Here is a 24,145-nt window from a genome sequence, read left to right as displayed (position 1 = left end):
ATTTATGAACGAGGGTAATATAGGGTTATTCCAAGCTGTATGTCTTGTGGTTTTAGCTATTATAAATAAAATATTTTATGCCAGTACTGCAACCATAGTGCAGAGAGTTGGAACTGCGGCCTGGTATTCCACTATAGGCTCCTGTATCATCAGCATAATATTTTTTTATATTACGTACATGCTTATGAGAAGATTTCCAGGAATGAATTTGATTGAAGTACTTGACGAAGTGGTTGGAAAGTTCTTTGGCAAGATCCTTGGAATGATATTATGTGTATATTGTGTTTTTTATGCAGGCTCCAATTTGAGGGAATTTGTGGATATGATTAAAATATACAATCTGCCGAAAACCCCCCCCAGCTTTATAATGGGAAGTATTCTGCTTGTGTCAATTTTGATTGCATATTTTGGATTCAAAGGGCTTGGCCAGTTGTGCGGCATTTGTCTTGTTCCTGTTATAGTAGGGCTTGTTCTGGTGTTTTCCATGGCCTATCCAATATATAATTTCAATCATTTAAAACCCTACCTTGGATATGGTATTTCCAATACTCTGTGGTCCGAATTTTTGAGAAGTTCTTCCTATGATGAAGCTCTTATTTTATTTATTGTACCTAACTCACTGAGAGATCTGGAGGAGACAAAGAAGGCAGGTATTATAAGTATAATATTCTCTGGAGTTGTATTCATGTTCTGCTTTTTATTTTACCTGGCCTCTTTCAACTATGCTTTTGGAAAAGAAAACATATCGGGTATTTTTGAACTTTCAAGGACAATTTATTTTAACAGGTTTATTCAAAGGGTGGAGACAATATTTCTGGTGACCTGGATTATACCTTCCATGATAACTACAGCCATAGCATTTTACATATGTATAAGTATTTACTGTAAAATATACCATGTAAAAGATCACAGGCCCCTTCTGCTGCCTTTTGCCTTCCTGGTTTTTATTGTGGCGATTATCCCTCAGAATATGTTGGAGCTGGTGTCTATAAACCTGGTATTCATTCGGGAATACAGCATGGTTATAAATTATTTTATACCTGCTGCCGTGCTTGTCATAGCCATTATCTTCAAGAAAAAAGGTGGGAATCAAAATGTACAGAAAAATTAACTTGCTTCTGCTCTTTATTATATTATTTACTATGCTTACAGGCTGTTATGATGCGGTGGAAATCGATGATGAAGTCTATCCGGTGATGCTGGGAGTAGACAGGGGAAGCAACAATAAATTTAAAATTACCATACAATATCCTGTATATGGTGCAGTAAACAGAAATCAGGAGGGCACTCAGCGCATGCAGGCCAATGTAGCTGTTATAGAAGCTCCCAGCTTGATTGAAGCCATGGAAATGTTTGGACAGGAAATTTCCCGCCAGGTTACACTGAAACATTTAAAAGTTATTGTATTTTCAGAAAAGGTTGCAACGGAGGGAGTAGGAGGTTATATCCTGGGAATACAAAGGTACAGGGAGTTGAGAAATACTGTGTCAATTACCGTTGTAAGAGGTAATGCCGAGGATTTCATCAGAGAGAATTTATCCATTATAGGAGAGAGTCTTCCTAAGATGGTTGAACTGTTTTTTTCTCAGCCTCTGCATAATTCCTATTCTACTCACGAGCAATTTTTTAATTTTTATAGGAGCATTCTTTCAAATTATGATCAGCCTGTTGCAGCCTATGGAGGTGTAAATAACTATCAAAATGAAAAAAATCAAAATGAAGGCGTAGATAATCCGCCTGTTACGGGCAAAGGATATCTGCCCGAGGAAGTTCCGAGGAAGGGATCAGCTAAAAGGGAGCTTTCAGGTACAGCTGTATTCAATGGAGATAAAATGGTAGGATACCTGGACAGTTATGAAACCAGATATTTTCTTCTTGTAGAAGGCAAGCTTAAAGGTGCCACAATGACCATAAACGACAAATACAAACCCGATACTGTCATTGCATCCTATATTAAATTAGCCAGAAAGCCGAAAATAAAGGCACATTTCAGCAATGGAAAGCCTGTAGTTGATGTGAATTTGAAGGTAGATGCGGATATAGTTTCAATTAAGAATAAAATTCCCTATGAAAAATTATACATGGTGCAGGATTTGAATAATCAAATAAAAAATTTTTTGTTGAAGGGCATAAATAAAACCATTGAAAAAACCCAAAAGGAATATGAATCCGATATTTTCGGATTTGGATACCATCTAGTGGATAATTTTAAAACCATTCAGGAATGGGAAAATTATAACTGGCTGAGCCATTATAAAGATGCAAAGATCAATGTGAATTTAACTGTAAATGTGAGAAGGATGGGAGTAGGTTTCTATACATCGGATATTTGGAATTCTGAAGGAAAGGTAGAAAAATGAAATATATGCTGTGTTTTTTAATATTATGCTCAGGTTATTATACATTTAGCTATGGGATTTCCCTGTGGGTGAGGGAAAATAACGGGCTGGCTGCCTTTGGAGTCTGGCTTTTGGCTGTAGTGTCCACACTGGTTCCAATTATAATGCTTATGAGTGATTAATTAAATCGTAGGTAATTTTTAAAAGGATTTTCAATTTGCTCAAGATTATCTATAATATAATATATAGTGAAAAATTCAGAAACTTTTTAGAGGAGGTAAAATATAGTGAATTTTATAAGGGTGTCAGCGGCTTGTCCGTTGACAAATGTGGGGGATATAGAGTTCAACCTGAATAATATAGAAAAATGCATAGATAAAGCATTAATTGAGAAATCAAAGCTTGTTGTATTTCCAGAACTTTGTGTAACATCCTATACCTGTGCAGATCTCTTTGAGCAGCAGCTGCTTTTAAAAAAGGCAGTGAAAGGTCTGGAGAAACTATGCAGGTATCTGCAGAATAAGGATATTCTCGTAGCAGTGGGACTGCCTGTTGTATATAATAACTGCCTTTATAATTGTGCATGTGTAATATTTAAAGGAAAGATCCTGGGAGTCGTTCCTAAAAGTTACATTCCAAATTATGAAGAATTCTATGAGAAAAGGTGGTTTACAGAAGGACTTCATATTATAGATGAAAGAATCAGTTTTTATTTTCAACAGAATATCCCCTTTGGTGTAAGCTTGATATTTAACTGCGGGGATTTTAAATTTGGGTTTGAAATATGTGAGGATCTCTGGGCTGTAATACCTCCCAGCAGTTATCTCTGTCTCATGGGGGCAAACATACTGGGGAACCTTTCTGCTTCTAATGAAATCGTAAGTAAATCTTCTTATAGAAGAAACTTGGTATGTTCACAAAGTGCCAGATGTATGTGTTCTTATATATATGCGTCTTCAGGAGTATTTGAATCCTCTACGGATTTGGTGTTCAGCGGTGATCTGTGCATTTCTGAGAATGGTGTGCTCTTAAAGGCAAATGAAAGATTCAAAAGGGAGAATGAGGTTATAACCTCTATTGTGGATCTGGATAAATTGAATAGTCAGCGTCTTAAAAATGTAAGCTTTAGGGACAATATAAAGTCATTTTCTCAAAAACCGGTAAACATAGAATTTGAATTTGAAAATTTTGATTATGGGGATTTTGACAGAAAAGTCGATAAGCATCCCTTTGTGCCTGAGAATAAAAATGAAAGGGAGATAAGGTGCAGGGAGATATTCAGTATACAAACTGCTGCCCTTGGAAAAAGAATAGTACATACCAATTTGAAAAAAGCTGTTATAGGCATATCAGGAGGGCTTGATTCTACTTTGGCCATGCTGGTGGCTGTGAAGACTTTTGATACTTTGAATATTTCAAGAAAAAATATAATAACTGTTACCATGCCTGGTTTTGGGACTACGGACAGGACTTATAGCAATGCAGTGAATCTTTGTAAAAGTTTAGGGACGGAATTCAGAGAGATCAGCATAGTAGATGCATGCCTCCAGCACTTTAGAGATATTTCCCATGACAGAAATATACACGATGTAACTTATGAAAATGTTCAGGCAAGGGAGAGAACCCAGATTCTAATGGATATAGCAAATAAAGAGGGGGGACTGGTGGTTGGAACCGGAGATCTGTCGGAGCTGGCCCTGGGCTGGTCTACATACAATGGAGATCATATGTCCATGTATGGTGTTAATTGTTCCATACCAAAAACTTTGGTGAGATATCTGGTGAGATATGTGGCGGACAGAGAAGCTTCTCAAAATATATCCAGTATTTTGCTGGATATATTGAATACACCTGTTAGTCCCGAACTTCTGCCCAAGGACATAAGCGGGGAAATATCCCAGAAGACAGAGGATATAGTGGGACCCTACGAACTTCACGATTTCTTTTTATACTATTTTATAAGATTGAACTATTCTCCAGAGAAGATACTTTTTTTGGCGGAACATGCTTTTAAAAATAATTACAGCAGTGAGGTTATAAAAAAATGGCTTCACGTATTTATAAAGAGATTTTTTACCCAGCAGTTTAAAAGATCTGCCATTCCAGACGGTCCAAAGGTAGGTACTGTGAGTTTATCACCCAGAGGGGACTGGAGAATGCCTTCAGATGCCAGCTTTAAATTGTGGATTGATTCCATTTGAACTTTGTTAATTGCATATAATAGTGTATCATTATATTATAGAATGATAAAAGGAGGATTGTATGTTTGAACTTATTTTATGGATTGTAATTGGACTAGCAGCTTTGATAATAGATATGGTGACCAGTGCATTTCTATTTATATGGTTTACCATTGGAGCCATCGCAGCTATTGCAGCCGAAATACTTGGCTATTCATTTGTGGTACAGCTTATAGTATTTGCAGTTGTCAGTATCGTACTCGTAATTGTGTGTTACCCTTTAGTGAAGAGAAAAATAAAACAATCTGTAAAACCCACGCCGGTTAGAGAAAAGACCTATGTGGGCAGGGAAATTGTGGTAGACGAGGAAATGGTGAAAAATAATGGAATTAAAGTTGATGGTATCTACTGGAAAGTAAAGGACAGTGAATATGTTCTGAAAAAAGGTGACAGAATAAAAATACTGGGAATGGAAGGAAATAAATTTGACATAAAAAAAGTGTGATCTCGTAATAATATAATATGATGGGAGATGTTAATATGATTGGTAAAATTCTTATTCTGATTATTCTTATAATCATTCTGGCGACGGTAGTGTACTCCATTAAAGTTGTGAATACTGGGTATGTGACCATTATAGAGAGATTTGGACAGTTTCACAGAACTTTGGAGCCAGGCTGGCATTTTATAATTCCCTTTGCCGATTTTATGCGGAGAAAGGTTTCCACAAAACAGCAGATACTGGATATAGAGCCGCAAAATGTTATTACAAAGGATAATGTAAAAATATCCATAGATAATGTTATATTCTACAAGGTATTGAGCCCTAAAGATGCTATATACAATATAGAGGATTACAGGGCGGGTATAATTTTTTCAACTATAACCAATATGAGGAATATTGTGGGTAATATGACCTTGGATGAGGTCCTTTCTGGAAGAGATAAAATAAATGGGGAACTTTTGAGGGTGGTAGATGATATAACAGATGCCTATGGAATAAAAATATTGTCTGTAGAGATCAAAAATATCATGCCTCCTGCTGAAATTCAGCAGGCCATGGAAAAACAGATGAAGGCTGAAAGGGACAAGAGAGCTGTAATACTGCAGGCTGAAGGACAGAAACAGAGTGAAATAGCCAGGGCGGAAGGAGAAAAGCGGGCCAAGATACTGCAGGCTGAAGCTGAAAAAGAGGCCAATATAAGAAGGGCAGAAGGACTTAGACAATCACAAATGCTGGAGGCAGAAGGTAAGGCTAAGGCCATAGAATCTGTGGCAGCGGCAGAGTCCAAAGCTATTGATCTGGTTAACAGGGCCATAATAGATTCCGGTACTGATGAAAAGGTAATAGCTTTAAAACAAGTAGAGGCATTAAAGGAAATGGCAAAGAATCCGGCAAATAAACTTATAATTCCAAATGAAGCAGTGTCTTCTCTGGGAAATATGGCGGCAATAGCGGATATTCTCCAGAGAAAATAGCTTCCTCAATGCACTATTTACAGTTTACAATTCACAGTTTGCAATGCGCAATTTAGGGAGATTTTCGGTATATGCCGAAAATCTTCTGCATCTTTAAATTCTAGACTTTTAGAAAGTGGTGTAGTTTTTATGAGTATCAGATTCATATATGGAAGATCAGGCAGCGGCAAGAGCCATTACTGTCTTAGCAGGATAAAGGATGAGATATACAGTGGAAACAACAGAAATTTGGTTTTAGTAGTTCCCGAGCAGTTCTCCTTTCAAGCGGAAAAAAATTTAATAAAGACGGTAGGGGAAAGGGGAATGCTGAAAGCCCAGGTACTAAGTTTTAGAAGAATGGCGGAAATAGTACTTGATGAAGTAGGTGGGGGAACCAGGAAAAGTATAAATGATGCAGGAAGAAGTGTACTTTTATACAAGATAATAGAAGAAAACAGGGATAAATTAAAAGTATTTGGGAAAACCGCCCAAAAGCGGGGATTTATAAATTTCATATCCGATACCATAATTGAACTGAAAAGATACAGAATATCTCCTATGCTTTTAAAAGACAGTGTGGATAAGGTGGAAAGTGTAAATTTAAAAAATAAGTTGGAGGATATTGCAATAATTTTTTCTCAATTTGAAAATATACTCCATAAAAAATATCTGGATTTAGAAGATACGGTGAATATGCTCAGTGAAAAACTGGATAAATCCAAAATGTTTGATGATGCAGAAATATGGGTAGATGAATTTTCTAGTTTTACCCCTCAGGAATATGAAGTGTTGAAGAAAATCATGTGTAAGTGTCATAAAATAAATGTGACTTTATGTATGGAAGGCGGAGAAAGAGAATCTGCCACTGAGAGCATGGATCTGTTTCTCCCTGTCAGAATTACAGAAAAAAAGCTTTTGGAAATAGCCAGGGACAACAATATATCTTATGACAAGCCTATTATTCTTAAGTGCAGTCCCTGCTACAGGTTTAAAAACAGTCAGGAGCTTCAGCATCTTCAGAGTTACCTCTTCTCATATCCCTATAGAATGTATGACAGACCGGTTAAAGATATAGAGATCCACAAAGCACTGAATAAATACACTGAAGTAGAACATGCTGCCAGAGATATAGTAAAAGCCTGCAGGGATCAGGGTCTTAGGTTTAGAGATATCGCAGTTGTAACTGGAGATATGGATGGGTATGAGAGCTTGATAAAAGCAGTGTTTAATGAATACGACATACCTTATTTTATTGATGAAAAAAGAGAAATTGTCAATAATCCGATTATAGTACTGATAATTTCTGCAGTGGGAATACTGTCTAAAAACTGGTCCTATGAGTCTGTTTTCAGATATTTGAAAACGGGAATTTTAAATCTGGAATTTAGTGAAATAGATATGCTGGAAAATTATGTGCTTGCAAATGGAATAAGGGGCAAAAGATGGCTTCAGGCGGAACCCTGGGATTTTGGGGTAGACTATGGTATTTCCGGAAAGCAAATATCTGAAGAAGAGGTGGAGTATTTAAACAAAATAAATTCCATAAGAGATAAGGTGAGGGCACCTATAATCAAACTTTCAACTGCTGTAAAAGGCAAAAAAAAAGGAAACCAGATATGCCAGGGATTATATGACTTTTTATGTGAATTGAAAATTCCAGAAAAGATAAAGGAGATTATAGAAAAGTTTAAAGATGGCTCTAAATTGGATAGGGCAAATGAATATGGACAGATATGGAGTATAGTGGTAGATGTGCTGGATCAGATAGTGGACTCAAGGGGAAATGAGACTTTTGGAATGGAAGCATTTAATGAAATGCTGACAAATAGTTTTTCACAATATAAAATAGGAGTTATCCCTCCATCACTGGATCAAGTTTTGGTGAGCAGTGCAGCCAGAGTAAGAAGTCATGACATAAGAGCCCTTTATATTGTGGGAGTCAATGACGGTATTTTTCCTGCACCCATAGCTGCAGAAGGAGTTTTTACGGATGAGGACAGGAATTCACTCAGAGAAAAGGGATTGGAGCTTAAGGAGAATACTAAAAATAGAGCTCTGCAGGAACAATTTCTTGTATACATTACATTAACTTCTGTGGATAAATATTTGAAATTGAGCTATTCCATGAGTGATGGGGAAGGAAAGACCAAAAGGCCTTCTATTATCATATCCATGATAAAGAAGATATTCCCTAAGTTAAAAGAAAAGAGCAGTATACTGGATGCGCAAGGAAATGAAGAGGATATAGAATCTGTAAACAGCCCCAAGGCAACTTTTAATGAACTGATTTTAAACCTGCGGAAAAATATAAGAGACAATGGCTGTATAAATCCTATCTGGCTTCAGGTATACAGATGGTACAGGGACCATGATCTTTGGAAAGAAAGGCTGAGTTCCGTTATAAATGGTTTTTACTATAACAATGAGGTGGAGATTTTAGATACCAGCAAGGTGAGAAAACTGTATGGAAAGCATTTGACGGTGAGTGTTTCAAGACTTGAAAAATATGCACAGTGCCCTTTTGCATATTTTATACAGTATGGACTCAAGGTGAAAGACAGAAAAATGTATAATTTGAGTCCTCCGGATCTTGGAAGCTTTATGCATGAAATGCTTCAAAAGTTCTCCATTTATTTGAAGAAGAAGAATTTGACGTGGAAGGATATAGACCGGAAATGGTGCGAAGAAAATTTGAATTATATGGTGGATGAGAATTTGAAGAGTATGCCGGGTTTTATACTGAACAGTTCTAAAAGATACAGACATATTACGGATAGGATAAAGAGGATTCTTGTAAGATCCCTCTGGCTTATAACTGAACATATGAAAAGAGGTAAGTTTGAACCCATGGCATATGAGCTGTCCTTTGGATATAATGAGGATCTTCCTCCAATCTCCATAAAGCTTCATTCTGGTGAAGAGGTGAGCCTTGTTGGAAGAGTCGACAGGGTGGATGAGATGAAAGAGGAAAAATCCACCTATCTCAGGATAATAGATTATAAATCCGGTACCAGGGAATTTAAACTTTCTGATATATATTATGGATTTCAAATGCAGCTTTTGATATATATGGATGCAATACTTACAGAATTAAATGAAAGAATAGATGCTGATGCCATTCCTGCAGGTATATTGTATTTCAAATTGGATGATCCTATAATAAAGTCCCCGGGAAATATATCGGATGATGAAATAGAGAAAAGAATAGTTAAAAGTTTGAAGATGAATGGACTGCTGCTCAATGATCCGGATCTGGTCAAAAAGATGGATGGTGATATGGTAAAATACTCGGACATTATACCTGCTTCTGTAAAAAAAGACGGCAGTCTTTCAGAACTCAGATCATCTTTGGCGACTATGGATCAGTTTCAGCTTCTTAGAAAATATGTGAGAAATACCATAGAAAATATATGTGAAAAAATGCTGGAAGGCAGCATAGAAATTACTCCCTATAAAGATAAGAACAGAAGTGCTTGCACTTACTGCATTTACTCGGCAATATGCCAGTTTGACACTTCTATAAAAGGTAATAGGTATAAAATAGTAAGAGACAAAAGTGATGAAGAGGTATGGAAAGATATTGAAAAGGGGATCAATAAGTGATTTTAATCCAGATAGAAAAATCAATTTTACAGGAGGATAGAATATGAAATTATTACTTACTAACGACGATGGAGTAAATGCAGAAGGTCTGCATGTTTTAGCAAAGCATTTTGAAAGGGATAACGAAATTATAATTGCCGCACCCAGCATGCAGAGAAGTGGAAGCGGGCATTCCATAACCACCAGGGAATCTTTAGTGGCGGAGGAGGTAAAAATTCCGGACATCTCTTCAAAAGCGTACAGTATAAATGGCACTCCCGCAGATTGTGTAAGAGTTGGTCTTGATAAATTTAAAAATATAGATATGGTTATTTCTGGAATAAACGATGGATTTAATCTTGGAATAGATGTGTTGTATTCTGGTACTGTTTCTGCAGCGGTTGAAGCATCTGTATGTAAAGTGCCTTCTATAGCTGTATCACTGGATACCAAAGGTGGCAATTATGATTATAATATAGCTGCAGAATATGCATTGAAAGTGTTTGATATAGCCAGGGACAAATATAGAAAAGATGATGTGGTTTTGAATTTGAATATTCCCCCTCTGCCAATGGAGAAAATAAAGGGTATAAAGGTCTGCAGCATGGGATTTAAATATAAAAGGGATATTTTGGAGTCAAAGGAATGTGGCGGAAATACAGATGTATACTATATAAATGATGGCTATGCAACTCTGACTCCACTGCATTATGATTTGACAAATTACAATATAATGGATAAGGTAGCTGGATTGTTTTCTGTGTAATAATTTCCAATTGACATAATAGAGAGCTTATTGTATAATTACATCAATAAATAAAATACGATAAAGGTTCTGAGATATTCGCAAACTTTAGTTTTGAACCTACATTATTTAAACGGAAGTTCAATATTTAGGTGAGTACATGCATCCTGAGGAAATTGTTTTCAGGAAGATGGAAACATCTGTGAGAACCTCCACCTATGGCGGCATAGGTGTCAAAATAAAGTTAACGGTATTTTGGATGATATAATCTAGCAGATTATAATTGTAAGAGAGATCAAAAGTCTCTCTTTTTTATATTGCAATTTTATCCGGATAAGCAAACTCTATTTGAATCTAAGAATCACTTTATCTGAACAGGCAAAGCGGGAATAAACATAAGAATCATTTAATTCAGAAAATATGGAATGTTAAATAAATAACAAACTTGACTTAAGATTCTGAATCTTTTAAAATAGACTTATGTAATAGATGGATGAAGATAATTAGGCTGAAGCTGGTTAATAGCAGGACAAATAAGGAATTCATGTACCGAAAAGATTGATATGAGCAGGATTTTCTGAATAATCCTAAAATTTTAACATCGTATTTGGACAAACTTACCATGAGAAAGCACAATATGCTGGAGTAAACCAGCCGACAGCAAGCTGCTGAGTTCACAGTTCCATGAAATCATGGAAACTGTGATTTTTGACTAAAATTTTGGGGGGAATGGACTTTGATAGAAACATGCAGGGCTTTGGACATAATATTGGATAATACAGCGGTACTTGAGGGCGAGAGAGTTTCCTTGATTGAATCTTTTAAAAGGGTGCTGGCAGAGAATGTAGTTTCAAGGGATGACTTGCCTCCTTTTGACAAGTGCTGTATGGACGGATATGCTCTAAAAAGCAGTCATACTGTAGATGGGTTATCCAAATTTAAAATTACAGGCTCTATAAAAGCGGGGGATTTTTGGAATGAAGAGATAAAGGCAGGAGAAGCCGTAAAGATAATGACAGGAGCTGCGGTTCCACCGGGGGCGGATGCGGTTATTCAAGTGGAAAAGGTGAAAACAGAAGGAGATGAACTTCAGGTATTTGAAAATGTACATACGGGAAACAACATATTGAAAGCAGGAGAGGAAATAGAAAAAGGCAGTATTGTTTTTAAGAGCGGTAAATTTTTGCGGCCTTCAGAAATAGGAATGTTGGCTTCTCTGGGGTATAATGAGATAATTTGTCATAAATTACCCAAAATTGTACTTATAATTACAGGGGATGAACTGATAAATATAGATGAAAAAATAACCAGGGGGAAGATTAGAAATTGTAATGAATATTTACTGGTGACTCTTATTAAAAACTTAAATGCGTGTGTAAAGTCCTATGGAATAATCAAAGATGACAAAGACAAAATTTTTGATGCTGTTAAATCCGCTTTTGAGGAAGGCGATATAGTTATAAGCTCTGGAGGAGTTTCTGTAGGAGATTATGATTTTATAGAAGAAGTGATAGAAAAGATAGGAGCAGATATAAAATTTAATTCTGTAAAAGTTAAGCCTGGCAAGCCGGTTACTTTCGCCACTTTTAAGGATAAATTGTTTTTTGGGCTTCCAGGGAATCCACTGGCCGTTATGAATACCTTTGAAATGTTTGTAGCTCCAGCCATAAAAAAAATGATGGGGAGAAGAGATGTTGTCACTGAACAATTTCCTGTAATTTTGAAGGACAATTTTAAATCCAAGGGTGATAGAGATAATTGTATCTATGTAAATATAAAAAAACAGGATGGAAAATATTATGCATATAATATGGGTTCACAGAGTTCCAATGCGCTTTTTACACTGACCCGATGCAATGGTGTGGTAATTATGAAAAAGGGAATTAAAACTGCAAAGGCTGGAGAGGTTCTAAATGGAAAATTCATATTTAAATAAAAAACCTGTGATCTCAGTAGTTTCTTCCACCTCCAACTCAGGAAAAACAACCCTGATAGAAGGAATAGTAAAGGTTTTAAAGAGCAGAGGTTATGAGGTGGGTGTGATAAAATACGATGTCCGTGAGTTTCAAATAGATTATCCGGGAAAAGACAGCTATAGATTTACTGAGGCGGGTGCGGACAACGTGGTTATTGCGTCGGACAACAAGATGGCCATGATAAAAAAATTACATAGGGAAAACAGTATAGATGAACTGCTGGTATTTTTTAAAGATGCAGACATTATTATAGTAGAGGGTTTTAAGGACAATGAATTTCCAAAGATAGAAGTGTATAGGAGGACTGGAAAGTCACAGCTGCTGTATAAGAATCCTGAATACAATTTTACAAATATTGTTGCCATTGTAAGTACTGAAAAAATCAAATCGGATATTCCGGTATTTAATTTGAATGATACAGATAGGATAACGGGCTTTATAGAAAAAAATTTTATGGGGGTGCCGCAGAATGAATAAAACCATGAAATTTAAAGTTACTAAATATGAGGGAGAATACAAACAGTTGATTGATGAATCAGCGGTCTGTGAATATCCTTTAAATATTTTTTTAAATGGACGATATTTGACGACGCTTTTGTGTACACCTGAGAAAATAAAAGAACTAACAGTAGGATTTTTGGCTTTTAGGGGAATTATAACAGATTTTGATCAGATAAAATCTATTGAAGTGGACAGTAAGAATGGAATTTCTAAAGTGGTTCTCAAAGATGGAAGTTTTGACAGTTCACTCCATTCAAAACAGATGCTATATCACAATTTCAATGGATGCAGACAAGGGGAAATTTTCTCACATATAATGGATTCTATGGGAATAGATAAAATAAAAGGGGATAATATTCATATAGATTCGGGAAAAATTTATGAGCTGATGAAGAAAAGTCTTTCTTATTCTGAGGCCTTTAAAATCACTGGAGGGGTTCAATGTGCAGTTCTTTGCGATGAAAATGATGTAATATTCATTTGCGAGGATGTAGCCAGGCATAATGCTTTAGATAAATTAACAGGGGAATCTCTTATAAAAAAAATTTCTTTAAGAGATAAGATGTTATTTGTGAGCAGCAGAGTTTCTTTTGAAATGATGCTTAAGATTGCCAGGCTTGGAGTACCAATAGTGGCATCTAAATCGGCACCTACAGATCTTTCAATAAAATTTGCAGAAGAGCTCAATCTTACCTTACTTGGTTTTGTGAGGGGACGCAGAATGAATATATATACAAATCCTCAGCGAATAAAGTAGATGTATTGTGTGTTGCAGGTTTTAAAATTATTTACAGCATAAGTAATTTAATTTACATAAAATCAAATCAATATTTAAGGGAAGGGGAAATGTTTAATGTTTAATGCACTAGCAGAAAATTTAGGGGAAAATGATCTATCGGCTAGAGATGTAATTGAAAAATATCCCAAGGAGGAAAGGTATACTCTTGCAATACTTCAGGATATACAGAGAAAGTATAAGTATATACCGAAGGAAGCTTTGAAAAACCTGGCACAGTATTTGGACACTTCTTTAAGTAAATTATATAGTATGGCTACTTTCTATAAGGCATTAAGCCTCACTCCAAAGGGTGAAAATATAATAACAGTCTGCGATGGAACAGCTTGTCATGTGGCGAGCTCTGCATCTATACTTGATACACTTTATAAAGAGATAGGTATAAGGCAGGGAGAGACAACGGAAGATTTTAAATTTTCAATAAACACGGTCAATTGTGTAGGGGCATGTGCTCTGGCGCCAGTCATGATGATCAATAACAAGTACTATGGTAATTTAACACCTAAATTGGTACAGGAAATTATTCAGGAATACAGAGGTGGAAAATAATGTCGGAAAAGAAAAAAGTTTATGTATGTTGTGGAACTGGGTGCGTGGCCAAAGATAGTCCACAGGTTGTGGAAGAATTTAAGAAGGTAATTAAGAAATACAATAATACGGATGTGGATATAGTTTCTGAAATAAAATCCACAGGATGCAATGGTATATGTCAAAAGGGACCCGTAGTAAAAATATATCCAGACAATATAGCATATTTTAGAGTCAAAGTGGAAGATGTGGAAAATATAGTCGAAAAAACACTTATAAATGGAGAGATCATTAAGAAGTTATTATATGTTGAGCCATCCACTAAAGAGAGAATTCAGGATTACCGTAAAAGCCAATTTTACAGCAAACAGCATAAAATTGCCCTTAGAAATGCAGGAGAAATTGATCCAAACAATATAGATGATTATATCTCCAGAAATGGATATAAATCATTGAAAAAGGTTATTGAGAGCATGAAACCTGAAGAAGTTATCGATGAAATGTCGAAATCAGGTCTCAGAGGCAGGGGAGGAGCTGGATTCCCTACAGGGACAAAGTGGAAAGCAGCATATGTGGTGGATGATGATCCCAAATATGTGGTATGCAATGGTGATGAAGGAGATCCAGGAGCATTTATGGACAGAAGTATAATGGAGAGTGATCCCAGCAGTGTCGTAGAAGGCATGACTATTTGCGCCTATGCAGTGGGAAGTACAATTGGATTTGCCTATATAAGAGATGAATATGGACTTGCTATAAAAAATATGCAGAAGGCAATTGATGGAGCCAGAGAAAAGAATTTACTGGGTAAAAATATATTGGGAAGTGATTTTTCCTTTGATATACAGATAGTAAGAGGAGGCGGAGCATTTGTATGCGGTGAATCCACTGCACTTATCTCTTCTGTAGAAGGAAAAGTGGGAGAGCCATGGCCGAGTTATATATTTCCTACTGAAAAAGGTCTATGGGATAAGCCCACTGTTGTGAACAACGTGGAAACCTGGGCCAATGTACCTATAATAATTGAAAAAGGCGGGGACTGGTACCATTCTATAGGTACAATGGAAAAGAGCAAGGGAACAAAAGTGTTTTCACTGGTTGGAAAAGTCAAAAATACAGGCCTTGTAGAAGTGCCTATGGGAACCACCTTGAAAGAGATAATATTTGATATAGGCGGCGGAGTTTTAAATGACAGGAAGTTTAAAGCTGTTCAGATAGGAGGACCTTCCGGCGGATGTCTTCCGGAAAATTTTCTGAATCTTCAAGTTGATTATGACACTTTGACAAAAGCTGATTCCATGATGGGATCCGGTGGAATGATTGTAATGGATGACAGAACCTGTATGGTGGACGTCACTAGATATTATCTGGGATTTTTATCAGAAGAGTCCTGTGGTAAATGTGTACCATGCAGAGAAGGAATAAAGAGAATGCTGGAGATATTGACGGACATATGTGCTGGAAAAGGAAGAGAAGGGGATATAGAAGAACTTCTTGAAATATCTTCTATGACCAGCAAAGCTTCTCTTTGTGCTCTGGGAAGGAGTGCAGCTAATCCGGTAATAGCTTCCATAAGATATTTCAGGGATGAATTTGAAGAACATATAAGGAATAAAAGATGCAGGGCGGGAGTTTGTAAAGAGCTTACTACATTTGGCATAGATAAAGAGAAATGTATAGGGTGTGATGTCTGCAGAAAAAATTGCCCTGGTAAGTGTATCACCGGGGAAGTTAAGAAGCCTCATGAAATAGATGCGGATAAATGCTTGAAATGCGGTAATTGTATAAATATGTGCAAATTTGATGCCGTTAAAGTTTTATAAGGGGTGAAAGTAAATATGAAAATTACAATAGATGGGAAAATATGTGAAGCTGAACGGGGAGAATTTATATTACAGGTGGCCAGAAGAAATGGTATATATATACCAACCTTGTGCCACAGTGATGCATTGCCAGGGCTTGCCAGCTGCAGACTTTGCCTGGTGGAGCTTATAGAAGGCGGAAGGTCTAGAATTGTAACTTCCTGTGTATTTCCGATAACCAAAGAAGTGGAGGTTATAACCAACTCATATAATATAAGAAGGATGAGAAAGAATATAGTGATGCTTCTTCAGGCAAGATGTCCTGAAAATAAAGAAGTGGCGGAATTGGCCAGAGCCTTTGAGGTAGAACAAAAAAGAGTGAAAAGGTTTAAGCTGGATGAAAAGGAAAATTGCATACTGTGCGGATTATGTGTAAAAGCGTGCAATGAACTGGGCACTGGAGCAATATCTACGGTGAACAGAGGAATATACAAGAAAATATCCACACCTTACGAGGAGCCTTCCGATAAATGTATAGGATGTGCTTCCTGTGCAAATGTGTGCCCTACAAATGCCATAAAAGTAGTGGATTGGGATGGACAGAGAGAAATTTGGGGTAAAAAATTCAATATGGTCAAATGTGATCTGTGCGGGGAGTATTTTGCTACGGAGGAACATATTGATTATGCCTATAAAAGGCTTGGAATCGACAAACCTGAAAAAATAATATGCAGTACTTGTAAAAAGAAGATTGCGGCCAAGGATATAAAAGACGTATTTGAAAGTGTTTAAGATGAAAGGTGGTATGTTAAATGAAAGCAGATCTTAATTCTTTTGTAATAGTGGATCCAGAAAAATGCATAGGATGCAGGGCTTGTGAAATTGCCTGCGCTGCGAAACACAGGGATAAAAACAATCAAGGGCACACCATTGGCACCATGAACGGGATTGTGACGCCTAGAAGATTTTTAGTAAAAAATAAAGGCACTGTAATGCCCATACAGTGCAGACATTGCGAGGATGCACCCTGTGCAAATGCATGCCCTGCAGAGGCCATAGTAGAAAAAAATGGAAGCATAGTTGTGGATGAAAAAAAATGCATAGGGTGTAGAACTTGCACTTTGGTTTGCCCTGTAGGAGCTGTGGATTTGCTGCCTAGAATTGAAAGTAAGACAATTACAGGTGGAATTCAGGTAAAGGTGAGGCTGGCAGCCTATAAATGTGATCTGTGCAAAGAAGAAGGAGGAAATCCTGCCTGTGTAAAGGAGTGTCCGGAAGATGCACTGAGAATAATGGATCCCAGGGAAAATAAGAATGATAGAAATGTTAAGGCGGCTTTGGAATTATTGGAAGTAAACGGGAATGATTGATGAATTTGTTATAAAAATTGGATAAAAAGGGGATGTTAGATATGTTGACCGGTACGCCTATCATAAATATAGATAAGGAATTATGTACAGGCTGCAGAAGATGTGCAGAAGTTTGTCCAGTGGATGCTATAGAAGGAGAAGAGGGCAAACCACAGTCTATAAATAGAGATAAATGTATAATGTGCGGACAGTGTGTCCAGATGTGTAAGGGTTATGAATCTGTCTATGATCAGGTTCCCACTCCTATGAGTAAAAGGTTGTTTGACAGAGGACTGCTAGAAGATGTAGATGAACCTCTTTTTGCAGCATATAATACAAGTCAGGTAAAAAAAATCAAAGATATATTAAAAAACAGGGATGTTTTTAAAATTGTACAATGTGCTCCTTCTGTAAGAGTTGCTCTGGGAGAGGATTTCGGAATGCCACTTGGAACTTTGAGCCCGGGTAAAATGGCGGCAGCACTTAGAAAACTTGGATTTGACAGAGTATATGATACTAATTTTGGAGCTGATCTCACTATAATGGAAGAGGGCAGTGAACTTTTGAGGAGAATAACAGAAGGTGGGGTACTTCCCATGTTTACTTCCTGCTGTCCTGCCTGGGTAAAATATGTGGAACAGGCTTATCCAGAGCTTATTCCTCACCTTTCAACCTGTAAATCACCTCAGCAGATGGCCGGTACCATTTTTAAAACCTATGGAGCTCAAGTGGATAAAGTAAATCCGGCTAAGATGTACAGCGTATCTGTGATGCCATGTACCTGCAAGGAGTTTGAGTGTGAAAGGGAGGAGATGCAGGATAGTGGATATAGAGATGTAGATGTGTCCATAACTACGAGAGAATTGGCTTACCTGATAAAGGATGCCCGTATTGATTTTAATAGTCTAAAGGAAGAAGAATTTGATGCTCCGCTTGGAACATATACTGGAGCAGGGACTATATTTGGTTCTACCGGCGGTGTTATGGAAGCAGCACTCAGAACAGGATATGAATTATATACAAGGAAACCCATACCAAAGATAGATCTAACCATGGTGAGAGGTGGAGAGGGATTCAGAGTGGCACAGGTGGATCTGGGAGATTTCAGATTGAAAGTGGCAGTAGTTTCTGGATTAAAGTATGTAAAAGAAGTTCTGGAGAGTGTAAAAAACGGCAGATGCCATATTCATTTTATAGAAGTTATGACCTGCCCTCAAGGATGTATAAGTGGTGGAGGGCAGCCTAAAATTATATTTGAAGAGGACAAGGAGACGGCCTATAACAGGAGAAAAGAAGGCCTGTATATACATGATTCCAGTCTTGCTATTAGAAAATCCCATGAAAATCCTGCAATAAAAAAAGTATATATGGATTTTCTGGAAGAACCACTGGGGTATAAATCTCATGAATTGCTTCATACCAAATACAGGAGCAGAAAGAAGGTGGTCAGCAGTGCAAAATAGTTTTGTAATAGCAGATCCCAATAAATGCATAGGCTGCAGAACCTGTATGGCAGCTTGTGCTATTGAACATTCGGGAGAAGATTTTTTTCATACGGATATTGAGAATATCAATTTTAATCCAAGACTCAATGTGGTTAAAATGGCAGAGGTAAGTGCTCCAGTACAATGCAGGCAGTGTGATGATTCTCCCTGTGCGACCGTTTGTCCTGTAAAAGCCATTGAAAATGAAAATGGATGTGTGTATATAAATAAAAATCTATGTATAGGGTGTAAAAGCTGTATGGTAGTCTGCCCCTATGGAGCCATAGAATTGATCGATCAGTATAATGATAATCAGAAAATTTTTCAGCAGAATTTAAAAACTGTAAAAAACAGCGGGAATGTAGTGGATTTAAAATGGAAAACGGTGGCTGATAAATGTGATCTATGTGTAGATCGGGAGGAGGGCCCTGTTTGCATAGAAGTATGTCCAACAAAAGCTCTTAAATTGGTAACTTATGAAGATGAAAAGAAATGTGTATGATTGACAGAAAATAATATAGTAAACCACAAAAGTACAGCGGCAGACTGTACTTTTGTGGTTTATTAGGTTCTTTAAGTTTTTAGGTTTGAAACTATTAAAATGTTTTTCAAACATATATTCAATAATATTTATGAGCAATTTTCGTGCCATATGTAATATGAAGAGATATGCATATTGAAAATTTATAATATCTCATAACGATAAAGAAATAGTATCATTATGAGATATTATAAAAATAATTATCATATTGATACTGTTTTTCTTTTTTTAAATATTGGGATATGATATAATTTAATTGAATACGAATTCACTGTACAAAGGGGGACAAAATTATGGAGTACAGGGATATTATTGAGGAAGAGAGCAGTATGTGCAGAATTGATATGGATAGTATATTGGAATATGATATATCCTCTTTTATACTTCAGGCCATATTTGACTGCTGTTATGACGGACTTATAATCACAGATGAAAATCTTTTTATAAGAAAAGTGAATATCATGGCTGTTAAAATACTGGGTATAAAAGAGGAAACTATATATACAACTTATCTAAATGAAATATTGCGGGAAGATGTTCTTCAGTCCGTTATGCTTACAGGAGAGAGTAAGTTTTCACAGGATTGCAGCTTCCATATAAATGGGACAAGGATAAGATGTGTTATAAATTTAGTGCCTGTAAAATTGAGGGGAAGGATAATAGGACTGGTAGTTGCCATCAGAGATACGAGAAATCTTCATAAAATGGTAAACAATGTAGTGGGGTATAAGGCATCCTTTACGTTTGACGACGTAATTACCGGGAGTGAAAATGTGAAAGCTATTATAAGACTTGCCAAAAAGGCAGCTAAAACAAATTGCAATGTGCTTATTGAAGGGAAAAGCGGCACGGGAAAAGAAGTATTTGCACAATCCATTCATAATTACAGCAGTAGAAGCAGGGGGCCTTTTGTAGCTGTGAACTGTGCTGCAATACCAAGGGAACTGGTAGAAAGTGAGCTATTTGGATATGAAAAAGGAGCTTTTACAGGAGCATCAAAAGGAGGAAATCCTGGTAAATTTGAACTGGCGGAAGGAGGAACCATATTTCTGGATGAGATAGGTGAGCTCCCACTGGATGTTCAGTCCAAACTTTTGAGAGTACTGGATAATCTTAAAATAGTGAGAGTTGGAGGAAATTATGAAAAGCCAATTGATGTAAGAGTGATAGCAGCCACAAACAGGATACTAAAGGATGAAATAGCAAATAAGAATTTTAGAAGTGATCTGTATTATAGATTGAATGTGATGAACATTCATCTTCTGCCATTGAAGGATAGGAGGCAGGATATAGAACTTCTGGCGCAGTATTTTGTAAATAGATTGAATATTAAAAACCCGTCGGAACCCAAGTACATAGATTCCTCATATGTACAAAAATTGAATCAGCACAGTTTTGAAGGAAATATAAGGGAGCTTAGGAATATAGTGGAGAGATCCTACTATCTCTGTGAAGGAAATATGATAACTGAAAAATATTTTATGGAGAGAAACCACAGAAATGAAACGAGGTTGGATCAGAGTTCTGTCAAAAAAATTCTGCCTATGGAGACTGTGGAAGAGCAGTGTATCAGGGATGCCCTTGAGTACTGCAGCGGTAATGTAATGAAGGTGTCTGAATTGTTGAAGATAGGCAAAGCCACTGTATACAGAAAGATAGACAGGTATGGCATAGATTTGAGTTTGTATCATAGCGAATAATGAAAACTGCTCACATGAAATTTCATGTGAGCAGTGCATCCTTTTACTGCAGTTATTTTGCTATTTTTCTTTTGATCTCTAAAGGTATTTTATACTCGCAGGGCAGCGAAAGCTCACATCTTTGACAGAGGAAGTCTTTACAGCAGTTGTTTTTTTCACTGTACTTGTTAATAGCATGGAAAGGACATGTATCAATACAACTTCTGCAGGAATTACAATAATCGTAAATTCCAGTATAAACTCTTTTGGTGGCTTTATAAGGTATACTTACAATTATACTTCCAAGTCTTCCTGCACATCCCCGTTTAGTGATAAGGGATCTGCTTAAACTGAGTGTTCCAAGTCCACATACAAATGCTATATGTTTTTCCGACCAATTGCTTTTATAATTTATAACCTTAAATCTTGGACTTATGGAAGGAATAACTGAAATACCGCCCATTTCATCTATTTTCTCTGATGTGAATTTACAAAGCACCTTGTTAAAAGAAGCATTTTCAATTTTTTCATAAATCCATTTCATTGAAGAAGTGGATTTTTCATTTTTGAGTAAATTTCTCATAACTGATGAAAATGGCAGAAAATAGGATATAACAGATTTGGCCTCCGGTATCCATTCTATCGGGCTCAAGTGATTTGGACCTATTACTGCAGTTTCTTTTAATTTCGAAAATAATGGATCACTTGCCTTGGCAATCCCTACTAAAGGTGCATCAAAAATTCTCGCATTGTTTAATTCTGGAATTCTATTACAGGATGAATTAAGTGTAAACTCTTTAACTTCTCTTGCCAAGTTTTCAATTTTGTACACATGAGAAGTTTTTTCGTGAACTTCATCTAAATTCATGTAAACAGAATTCAGGTGGAGCTTCTTTTTGACAGATCTATATTTATTTGGAGACAGTCCTTCATATTTGGTAAAAACCTTACTGAAATATGCAGGATCTATATATCCTACGCAAAGAGCTATGCTGCTTATACTCTTGTCCGTATCAATTAAAAGCCGTTTTGATTCTTTCAAACGAATTTTAGATAGGTAATCTATAAAATTTATCCCCGTATTGTATTTGAAATATCTGCTGAAGTACTGGGGACTTAGGTGAACTTGTTCAGCAGTGGACTCTAAATTTATATTTTTGTTAAAGTTTTTATTTATAAACTCTATGGCAGTATAAATTGCATTTTTATTAGAATCCATTTTGTTATTACCTAAATTTGAATAATTTTTTTCCCTGGTATCAAGCAAAGGCAGAATTTTATTTATTGAATCTTCCAATTCAGAAGGTTTTGCAGGTTTCAAAATATAATCTTTTACTCCGAGTTTAATGGCATTTTGAGCAAAATTAAAATCATCGTAAGCTGTAAGAATAATAGTTTTTACATCTGGAAGGAATTTAGATATTTCCCTCTGGGCTTCAAGTCCATTTTTTTCAGGCATTTTAATATCCATTATGATTATATGAGGGCTATATTTTTTTGCCAGCAGTACAGCTTCATCTCCGGTCTTTGCATCTTCAACAATACTCAAATTTTTAAAAGCTCTTCCTATTACAAGCCTCATGGCTTGTCGTTCTAATGTTTCGTCATCTGCAATTAACAATTTATACACTTATATAATCACCTCCAGCAAATTTTAAAAAACTAGCGGAATTTTAATGTAAACTGTTGTTCCTTCATTGGGGGAACTTTTAATGTCGATTCCATACTGGGAGCCAAAATAGTATTTTATCCTGTCCTGAACTATCTGGATTCCTATATTTATATTTGAATCGTCTTCACCTGAAGAATTTATTTTATCTTTAAGTGACTGCAATTTTTCGGGATTCATTCCAACTCCATTATCCTCAATTTTAAAAGCTATATATTTTTCAGATACAATTTTAGAAATTATGCTCACTTTTCCCGGCTGTTTTTTGGGCTCTATACCGTGAATCACTGCGTTTTCTATTATAGGCTGAAGAGTCATGGCCGGAATTTTACAATCCATTACATCGGATGAAACATCTATTTTATAATCTAGCTTGTCCCTAAATCTTACATTTTGAATGTACAGATATTTTTCTATATTTTTTATTTCTGTAGATATGTTTACCATCTTGTCAGAATTTCTTAAACTATATCTCAATATGTCAGATAATGCATATATGAGATCCACAGTGTTGCTGGAATTTTCTAAAAGTGACATGCTAGCCATGGTATTTAAGGTGTTAAATAAAAAATGAGGGTTGATTTGAGCCTGAATGGATTTTATTTGAATATCTCTGGCCAGCTGTTGAAATTTCATTTTTTCCTTTGTTTCCTCCAGCAGTTTAGAATGAGCAATATTTGCAACTCCCATTTTGGCAATGAGATTGGCAAACATATACATAAAATCAGCTGAATTCTTAACTTTTTCATATTCTACAATATTTATCTCGTTTAAAGCAGATTTTAATTTATCCAGTGGAAGATATAGTTCGCTAGAAATTTTTTCCAGATCAATTGAATCCCTGGTATTATTTTCTTTTACAATCACTTGTCCACAAAGCATTGATCCAAAGTGAATATCGTTCACAACTATAGGAGCAGAAAAATCTGTAAGTCCAGCATGACAGCGATATATTATAGGCTTTTTCAATTTAGAAGACTGTAATCCTCCCATGGCATCACAAGTTATGCATCTCCTGTATCCTTCTTTGGAAGTCCGTATGAGGCTGCAGTATTTCGAAAAATTACTTGGCTTGATAACGGGAACGCCGTGTCTATCTACAGTTATAGTAGACAGATTAGTCAGTTTGGAATATTTGTCCTGTATATCCTGAAGCGAATTCGCATCTATGATTTCATCTAATTTATATTGCTCTATATTGTACATATAAACTCACAGTCCTTTCACTTTGCTCATGCACAAATCGTAATGAAAGAAGTAGATGAGCGATATTTCTGGTATAAATATTCTGAAAAGTGTTTTTTGCAAACAATAAATTTCATATGAAATATTTAACCGTTGAATTAAAATATTTTAATTTCCGCAAAACTTGTAACTATATATAATTATAACCTTAAATACGAATTTATCAAATAGAATTAAGATGAAATTCAGAGTAAAATGTAAAAAAAGTACATAAATAGATATAAAAAATACAAATTAAATTAGTTAATATAGGTATTAAATTAAGCAATAA

At 36.1% G+C, this 24,145-nt stretch carries 20 protein-coding genes and 1 other RNA gene; 19 read left to right on the top strand and 2 right to left on the bottom strand.

Annotated elements, in window-relative coordinates:
- Positions 1 to 4 precede the first annotated feature (4 nt).
- The 19 genes from CLLU_RS10135 to CLLU_RS10050 all read left to right on the top strand — a co-directional run bounded on the left by CLLU_RS10135 (position 5) and on the right by CLLU_RS10050 (position 20,981).
- A complete protein-coding gene (locus tag CLLU_RS10135) occupies positions 5 to 1,111 on the top strand; it encodes a GerAB/ArcD/ProY family transporter (protein ID WP_106009630.1) in 1,107 nt (368 codons plus the stop codon).
- Positions 1,095 to 2,360, top strand: a complete 1,266-nt coding sequence (locus CLLU_RS10130; protein WP_106009629.1) for a Ger(x)C family spore germination protein — start codon at positions 1,095 to 1,097, stop codon at positions 2,358 to 2,360. Before CLLU_RS10135 ends, CLLU_RS10130 begins: the two co-directional genes overlap by 17 nt.
- Positions 2,357 to 2,521, top strand: coding sequence for a hypothetical protein (locus CLLU_RS18875; RefSeq protein WP_170065754.1), 165 nt, complete (start codon positions 2,357 to 2,359; stop codon positions 2,519 to 2,521). Before CLLU_RS10130 ends, CLLU_RS18875 begins: the two co-directional genes overlap by 4 nt.
- Positions 2,522 to 2,626: 105 nt before the next feature.
- A complete protein-coding gene (locus tag CLLU_RS10125; protein WP_106009628.1) occupies positions 2,627 to 4,540 on the top strand; it encodes an NAD(+) synthase in 1,914 nt (637 codons plus the stop codon).
- Between the two features lie 61 nt (positions 4,541 to 4,601).
- Positions 4,602 to 5,024, top strand: a complete 423-nt coding sequence (locus CLLU_RS10120; RefSeq protein ID WP_106009627.1) for an NfeD family protein — start codon at positions 4,602 to 4,604, stop codon at positions 5,022 to 5,024.
- Between the two features lie 35 nt (positions 5,025 to 5,059).
- The gene (locus CLLU_RS10115) at positions 5,060 to 5,998 is read left to right on the top strand and encodes an SPFH domain-containing protein (protein WP_106009626.1); all 939 of its coding nucleotides are present in this window, start codon (positions 5,060 to 5,062) and stop codon (positions 5,996 to 5,998) included.
- Between the two features lie 129 nt (positions 5,999 to 6,127).
- The gene (gene addB / locus CLLU_RS10110) at positions 6,128 to 9,580 is read left to right on the top strand and encodes a helicase-exonuclease AddAB subunit AddB (RefSeq protein WP_106009625.1); all 3,453 of its coding nucleotides are present in this window, start codon (positions 6,128 to 6,130) and stop codon (positions 9,578 to 9,580) included.
- Positions 9,581 to 9,623: 43 nt separating this feature from the next.
- Positions 9,624 to 10,325 (top strand): 5'/3'-nucleotidase SurE, encoded by a 702-nt coding sequence (gene surE / locus CLLU_RS10105; protein ID WP_106009624.1) that lies wholly within the window; start codon positions 9,624 to 9,626, stop codon positions 10,323 to 10,325.
- Positions 10,326 to 10,388: 63 nt separating this feature from the next.
- Positions 10,389 to 10,570: non-coding RNA, 6S RNA (gene ssrS, locus CLLU_RS10100), on the top strand.
- A 470-nt stretch (positions 10,571 to 11,040) separates the two neighbouring features.
- Positions 11,041 to 12,240 (top strand): molybdopterin molybdotransferase MoeA, encoded by a 1,200-nt coding sequence (locus tag CLLU_RS10095; protein WP_106009623.1) that lies wholly within the window; start codon positions 11,041 to 11,043, stop codon positions 12,238 to 12,240.
- Complete coding sequence (gene mobB, locus CLLU_RS10090; protein ID WP_106009622.1) at positions 12,218 to 12,757, top strand: molybdopterin-guanine dinucleotide biosynthesis protein B; 540 nt, start codon at positions 12,218 to 12,220, stop codon at positions 12,755 to 12,757. The genes CLLU_RS10095 and mobB overlap by 23 nt, the downstream gene beginning before the upstream one ends.
- Positions 12,750 to 13,538 (top strand): formate dehydrogenase accessory sulfurtransferase FdhD, encoded by a 789-nt coding sequence (fdhD, locus tag CLLU_RS10085; protein WP_106009621.1) that lies wholly within the window; start codon positions 12,750 to 12,752, stop codon positions 13,536 to 13,538. The genes mobB and fdhD overlap by 8 nt, the downstream gene beginning before the upstream one ends.
- Positions 13,539 to 13,634: 96 nt before the next feature.
- Positions 13,635 to 14,126 carry an NADH-quinone oxidoreductase subunit NuoE family protein gene (locus CLLU_RS10080; RefSeq protein WP_106009620.1) on the top strand — a complete coding sequence of 164 codons (492 nt, stop codon included), beginning with the start codon at positions 13,635 to 13,637 and terminating at the stop codon, positions 14,124 to 14,126.
- The gene (locus CLLU_RS10075; RefSeq protein ID WP_106009619.1) at positions 14,126 to 15,928 is read left to right on the top strand and encodes an NADH-quinone oxidoreductase subunit NuoF; all 1,803 of its coding nucleotides are present in this window, start codon (positions 14,126 to 14,128) and stop codon (positions 15,926 to 15,928) included. Before CLLU_RS10080 ends, CLLU_RS10075 begins: the two co-directional genes overlap by 1 nt.
- Positions 15,929 to 15,943: 15 nt before the next feature.
- Complete coding sequence (locus CLLU_RS10070) at positions 15,944 to 16,699, top strand: 4Fe-4S dicluster domain-containing protein (protein ID WP_106009618.1); 756 nt, start codon at positions 15,944 to 15,946, stop codon at positions 16,697 to 16,699.
- 20 nt (positions 16,700 to 16,719) lie between these two features.
- On the top strand, positions 16,720 to 17,277 hold the full coding sequence (locus tag CLLU_RS10065; protein WP_106009617.1) for a 4Fe-4S dicluster domain-containing protein: 558 nt from the start codon (positions 16,720 to 16,722) through the stop codon (positions 17,275 to 17,277).
- A gap of 32 nt (positions 17,278 to 17,309) precedes the next feature.
- The gene (locus tag CLLU_RS10060) at positions 17,310 to 18,719 is read left to right on the top strand and encodes a [FeFe] hydrogenase, group A (protein WP_242977551.1); all 1,410 of its coding nucleotides are present in this window, start codon (positions 17,310 to 17,312) and stop codon (positions 18,717 to 18,719) included.
- Positions 18,709 to 19,242 (top strand): 4Fe-4S dicluster domain-containing protein, encoded by a 534-nt coding sequence (locus CLLU_RS10055; RefSeq protein ID WP_106009615.1) that lies wholly within the window; start codon positions 18,709 to 18,711, stop codon positions 19,240 to 19,242. The genes CLLU_RS10060 and CLLU_RS10055 overlap by 11 nt, the downstream gene beginning before the upstream one ends.
- 332 nt (positions 19,243 to 19,574) lie before the next feature.
- Positions 19,575 to 20,981, top strand: a complete 1,407-nt coding sequence (locus CLLU_RS10050; protein WP_106009614.1) for a sigma-54 interaction domain-containing protein — start codon at positions 19,575 to 19,577, stop codon at positions 20,979 to 20,981.
- 52 nt (positions 20,982 to 21,033) lie between these two features.
- Here CLLU_RS10050 and CLLU_RS10045 read toward each other — a convergent pair whose 3' ends face one another.
- Together CLLU_RS10045 and CLLU_RS10040 are read right to left on the bottom strand one after the other, a co-directional pair.
- Entirely contained in the window at positions 21,034 to 22,590 is a 1,557-nt protein-coding gene (locus tag CLLU_RS10045) for a response regulator transcription factor (protein ID WP_207655983.1), read from the bottom strand.
- A 24-nt stretch (positions 22,591 to 22,614) separates the two neighbouring features.
- Positions 22,615 to 23,835 carry a sensor histidine kinase gene (locus CLLU_RS10040; protein ID WP_106009613.1) on the bottom strand — a complete coding sequence of 407 codons (1,221 nt, stop codon included), beginning with the start codon at positions 23,833 to 23,835 and terminating at the stop codon, positions 22,615 to 22,617.
- Positions 23,836 to 24,145 lie beyond the last annotated feature (310 nt).

The sequence above is a fragment of the Clostridium luticellarii genome, assembly GCF_002995845.1.
Classification (GTDB): domain Bacteria; phylum Bacillota; class Clostridia; order Clostridiales; family Clostridiaceae; genus Clostridium_B; species Clostridium_B luticellarii.
This window is presented reverse-complemented; position numbering and strand designations above follow the sequence as displayed.